We start from the raw sequence: 5,100 nt of genomic DNA, 5'->3' as shown, positions 1-5,100 counted from the left end.
CTCGGCACGGGCAGCCGGCTCGACGCCCACGCCGAGCGGCTGGCCGACGCCGCCGCGGCCGCGCTCGACGTGCCGGCCGCCGATGCCGCGCGCGGCCTGGTGCCGGCCGCCGACCGGACCGCCACCGTGGTGGTGGCCCACGAGCTGATCCGGGAGCTGACCAGGCGCCTCACCGCCGCGGGCGACTGCCCGCCGCCGCGCGCCCTCGCCGAAGCCCCCGCCGATCCGGCGGCGTTGACCGAGCTGCTGTTCCTGACCCGCTCCGCGCCCCGCTGAGACGGCCGCGCCGGCCGGGCCGCCGGCTCACATGCCCGTCACGCCGTCGATCCTCTCCCGCAGCAGGTCGGCGTGGCCGTTGTGGCGGGCGTACTCGGCTATCAGGTCGGCCATGATCCTCCGCAGCGAGATGGGCTCGCCGGTGCTGCGGCGGGTGCCCGTGACGTCGAGTGAGGCCGCGGCCGCCACGATGGCGCGGGACCGCTCGCACTCGGCGCGCCAGACGGCGAACGCCTCCCCCGGGTCTCCGTCGAGGCGGTCGAAGTCCTGCTCGGGGTCGTCGTCGCTGTAGTACAGCAGCGGCACGTTCTCGCCGGCGAACTGGATGCGGAACCACCAGCGTTCGACGCCGGCCAGGTGGCGGACCAGGCCGTGCAGGGACATCGTGGACGGCGGCACGGCGCGCTCGGAGAGCCGCTCGGGCGGGACGCCCCGGCACTTGAGCTCGAAGGTGGCCCGGTGCCAGTCGAGGAGTGCGCTCAGCGTCTCCCGCTCGCCGCCGACCGCCGGCGGGGGGACCCTGGTGTCATCGCCCCAGCGGGGCGCGAAGTGCTGGGGGACGGGTGCCGCCGACATGGTGACCACCCCTTCGTGATCGACTCGTTCCGACTCTCGTGCTTCGTGCCGAGTGTGGCAGGCGGCACTGACAACGGGCCCGCTCAGCGGCTCCGGCGCAGCGCCTCGGCCAGGGCCGCGAGGTGGTCGGCGACCGGTCCGAGGGTGAGCAGGCCGCTGCCGGCCCCGGCCAGTTCGCCGGCCGCCGGGGCGAGCCGGTCGTGGGCGCGGCGCGTCGTCTCCCGGTCGCCGAGGGCGATCGCCGCCCCGCCGAGCAGGCACCACAGCGCCTCGGAGAGCAGGTCGCGCGGCGGTTCCGGGGCCCGCCGCAACGCGGCGGCCGCGGCCTCCCGCCGGCCCTCGGCGAGCAGCAGGTGGGGCAGCGCCCACGGCGCGTAGGGGCCCAGGGCGGCGGGCTCTTCGTGGGCCGGCGGCAGTCCGCGTCCCACCCGGAGGCAGAGCAGGGCGAGCGGCAGCAGCCCGCGTTCGAGCCCCGGCATGCCGGCGCCGTCGAGCAGCCCGGCCGCCTCCCGGTAGGCCGCCTCGACGGACGCCGTCGGAGCGCCGGTCGCGGCGCGCCGCAGGACCGCGTACCAGCCCGTGAACACGCCGACCAGCGGGAGTTCGTGACGTGCCGCCAGCCGGTCGGCGGCCGCCGCGTGCCGGTCGGCGGCGGCGAGGTCGCCGAGGGCCGCGCTGGCCTGGAGGCGGACGAGGTGGCCGAGCACCTGGTAGGTGACGAGGCCGTGGCGATCGGCCAGCTCGACCAGTTCGGCGCCGATGGCGTCGCGCCGGGGCGCGAGCCCGGTGCGGTGAAAGGTCTGCATGAACGCGGCGTTGAGGGCGAAGGCGAGCAGCGCCGGGTCCCCGAGCCGGCGGGCGATCTCCTCGGCCCGCCTGGCGGCGTCCGGCCCGCGCGGCGAGGAGCCGCCGCGCGTCTCCAGGGCGACGGTGGCCAGCAGCCGGCACCTGGCCGCTTCGTGCCCGGTCGGCGGCAGGGCGACCAGGGTGCGCTCGGCGGTCGCCACCACCCGCGCGGCCTGCTCCGGGTCGTCCACCCTGGTCCAGATCGCCGGCACGTCGTAGGCCCCGACCACCCGGGCGGTCAGCTCGGGGTCGCCGAGTTCCTCGGCCGCCGCGACGGCCGCCACCCGGTGCAGGCGCGCCGCCCGCAGCCCGCCGCCGCCGGTCACCGCGAGGTCGCGCAGCAGCCCGACCGTCGACTCCAGCCGGGCCCGGGCCCCGACCGGCATGGCGCGGTCGTAGGCGGCGGCCGTCTCCGCCCAGACCCGGTCAGCGCCGGCCGGGCCGGCGGCGAGGTGGTCGGCCTGGCGGAGGATGTCGGTCTCCAGGCGCCGCAGTTCGGGGCTCGGGTCGATGCCGAGGCGTTCGACGAGGAGCGCGCGGGCGCGGCGGAGCACGGCGAGCGCGTCGCCCTGGCGTCCTGACCGGTAGAGCGCCAGGGCCAGCAGGCGCCACGCCGGCTCGCGCCAGGGGTGCTCGGTGACGTGGGCGTCAAGCTCCGGCACGGCCTCGGCTGGCCGGCCGAGGGCGAGACGGGCCTCCGCAAGGCGCTCGACGGCGCCGAGCCGCAGCTCGGTGAGCCTGGCGCGTTCGCCCCTGGCCCAGGGCTCGTCGGCGAACTCGGCGTAGGCGGGCCCGCGCCACCAGCCGAGGGCCGCGGCGAGCCGGGCGGCGCCGTCGTCAGGCGGTCGGGTCGCGGCGGTGGCGACGGCGTCCTCGAACCGCCAGGCGTCCACGGCGGCCGGCTCGGCGCGCAGCGCGTAGCCGGGTCCCTCGGTGACGAGCAGCCGGGCGGGGGCGCGTGGTGGGCGGTCCGGTTCGAGCGCGCGGCGCAGCGCGGCGACGAAGGTGCGCACCGCGCCCACCGGGTCGGTGGGCGGCGCGGTCCACAGGTCGTCCACCAGACGGTCGACGGGGACGACGCGGCGGCGGGCGACGAGCAGCCGGGCCAGCACGGCCCGGTGCCTGGGCCCGCGCAGGGCGATCGGCTCGCCGGCGTCGTCCCAGGCGGCGACCGGTCCGAGCACCCCGAAGTCGACCCGCACCCTCGGCCTTCCTCTCCGGCGCACCCGTCCCGGTCACCGTACCGCGCGCTCATCGATCGCTCATTCGGTGCCGGGAGGCTGGTGGCGACCGATCCCACCTCCCTGAGGAACGCACCATGGCACCTGTCATCCCCGGCTTCGAGTACCGGCGGATCGCCGTCGCAGACGACGTGTCGCTCAACGTGGCCGTCGGCGGCCGGGGCGCGCCGCTCGTGCTGCTGCACGGCTTCCCGCAGACCCATCTGATGTGGCGGCACGTGGCCGTCGAGCTGGCGGCCGACCACACGGTGATCTGCCCCGACCTGCGCGGCTACGGCGCCAGCGACCGGCCGGCCGAGTCCGTGGCGGGCGGCTACGCGAAGCGGACCATGGCGGCGGACGTGGTCGCGCTGGCCCGGGCGCTCGGCCACGAGCGCTTCGCGCTGGCCGGGCACGACCGGGGCGCGCTGGTCGCCTTCCGCGCCGGTCTCGACCATCCGGCGGCGGTCACGCACCTGGCCTGCCTCGACGTGCTGCCGACGCTCGACATGTGGGAGGTGATGCGGGGCGCCTCGGCCGCCGTGGGCTTCCACCTCTATCTGATGGCCCAGCCGCCGGGGCTGCCGGAGCGGATGATCGCGGCGAGCGCCGACGACTTCTTCGGCCACTTCCTCGACCTGTGGGTCGGGAACCCGGCGGCGATCCCGGCCGACGTCCGGGCCGCCTACCTCGCGGCGTGCCGGGCGGCGGTGCCGTCGATCGTGGCGGACTACCGGGCGTCCGCGGGCGTGGACATGGCCCACGACCAGGCGGACCGGGCGGCCGGCACGGTGCTGCGGATGCCGGTCACCGTGCTGCAGCAGGACTGGGGCGCGGCGCTCGGCTACGACGCGGCCGCGCTGTGGCGCGCGTGGGCGCCGGAGCTCCGGCACACCACGGTGGACTGCGGCCACTTCATGGCCGAGGAGGCGCCCGACGTGGTGGTCGCGGCCCTGCGGGAGCTGCTGTCACGGTGACGCTCCGGCGGCCCGCTCCGCCGGATGGCTCCGCCGGTTGGCTCCGCCGGTTGGCTCCGCCGGTGACCCGACGATCGCCGGCCGTCGCCGCCACGACGCGCCAGGCGCGGACGCGCCGCCGGTGGCCGGCGGTGGCCGGCGGTGGCGTGCCGCTTCGCGACCGCCCGGCCGCCGGTAACGGGGCTCCGAGAGCCCGACGCGAAGGCCGTCGTCGTGGGCCACGGCCCCGGGAACCGGCGTGGCCGGTGTGGCATACGGGCCTTCGGCCGCCGAAGGGCCGCATCGTGCCCCGCGACGGTGGCGGCCGAACGGCCGGCGGCACGACGCGCCGGCCGTTCAACCGCCGCTTGCGCGTAGCACGCCGAACACCGCGCCGGGAAGCGACGAAGGCCGGCGCGACGTGCGGCCTTCGGCCGCCGGGGCCGCCTCGTGTCCACCACGACGGCCGCGACCAGCGGCCGGCCACACCCCGCGCCCGTCGCACGCCGCCTCCGGCGCTGGGGATCGTGCCACGGCCGGGCCGTAGCGGCTGCTCGACGTCGATCCGGAGACCGCCGACTGACCGCCGACTGACCGCCGACGGCCGCAACGCTCCAACCGTTCGACCGCCGGGGCCGCCTCGTGTCCACCACGACGGCCGCGACCAGCGGCCGGCCGCACCCCGCGCCCGTCGCACGCCGCCTCCGGCGCTGGGGATCGTGCCACGGCAACGCGATTCGCGGCCCAACGGCCGTGCCGGGGCCGCGTCGTGTCCATCACGATGGTCGCGACCAGCCGCCGGAGCCGCTACGTGCCGGCCGGCGGCGGCCGTGCCGGTCCGCACCTCGCGTCGGTCGGCGGTCGCTTGGCGCCGCGTACGGTGAACCCGGTTCTGGTCGCCGGCAACCGTCGAGGCGTCAACCGGTGGGGGCGGTCGCGGCCACGACCGCGCCGGCTCGGGCGAGTTCGGTGTCGGTCAGGTCGGCGCGGGCGGTGAGGCGGAGTCGGGAGATGCCGTCCGGCACGGACGGCGGGCGGAAGCAGCCCACGGCGAGGCCGGCCGTGCGGCAGTCGGCCGCCCATCGCACGGCGGTCGTCGGTGAGGGGGCGCGGACGGCGACCACGGCGGCGTCGGGGCGGGCCGCCAGCAGCCCGGCCGCCGTCAGGCCGTGGTGGAGGTGACGGGCGACCGCGCGGGCCCGTTCCGCGCGGGCCGGCTCGCGGCG

5 protein-coding genes are annotated in these 5,100 nt (G+C 78.1%); 2 read left to right on the top strand and 3 right to left on the bottom strand.

Annotated elements, in window-relative coordinates; genetic code table 11:
- Positions 1 to 276, top strand: a 276-nt coding sequence (locus tag ACYVPE_RS39250; protein ID WP_461038636.1) for a hypothetical protein, incomplete at its 5' end; no start/stop codon positions are given.
- A 27-nt stretch (positions 277 to 303) separates the two neighbouring features.
- On the opposite strand, the gene ACYVPE_RS39245 is transcribed toward ACYVPE_RS39250, so the two are convergent.
- Together ACYVPE_RS39245 and ACYVPE_RS39240 are read right to left on the bottom strand one after the other, a co-directional pair.
- Positions 304 to 852 carry a DinB family protein gene (locus tag ACYVPE_RS39245; protein ID WP_461038635.1) on the bottom strand — a complete coding sequence of 183 codons (549 nt, stop codon included), beginning with the start codon at positions 850 to 852 and terminating at the stop codon, positions 304 to 306.
- Positions 853 to 935: 83 nt separating this feature from the next.
- A complete protein-coding gene (locus ACYVPE_RS39240; RefSeq protein WP_461038634.1) occupies positions 936 to 2,900 on the bottom strand; it encodes an AfsR/SARP family transcriptional regulator in 1,965 nt (654 codons plus the stop codon).
- A 116-nt stretch (positions 2,901 to 3,016) separates the two neighbouring features.
- Between ACYVPE_RS39240 and ACYVPE_RS39235 the strand changes: the two genes are divergently transcribed.
- Positions 3,017 to 3,895, top strand: coding sequence for an alpha/beta fold hydrolase (locus ACYVPE_RS39235; RefSeq protein WP_461038633.1), 879 nt, complete (start codon positions 3,017 to 3,019; stop codon positions 3,893 to 3,895).
- A gap of 896 nt (positions 3,896 to 4,791) precedes the next feature.
- Here ACYVPE_RS39235 and ACYVPE_RS39230 read toward each other — a convergent pair.
- Positions 4,792 to 5,100 (bottom strand): aminotransferase class I/II-fold pyridoxal phosphate-dependent enzyme (locus tag ACYVPE_RS39230; RefSeq protein ID WP_461038632.1); only part of this gene is annotated, 309 nt, incomplete at its 5' end.

This window comes from Streptomyces mayteni (genome assembly GCF_054783955.1).
The sequence above is the reverse complement of the archived record's forward strand: the minus strand, read 5'-3'. Positions and strand labels throughout refer to the sequence as shown.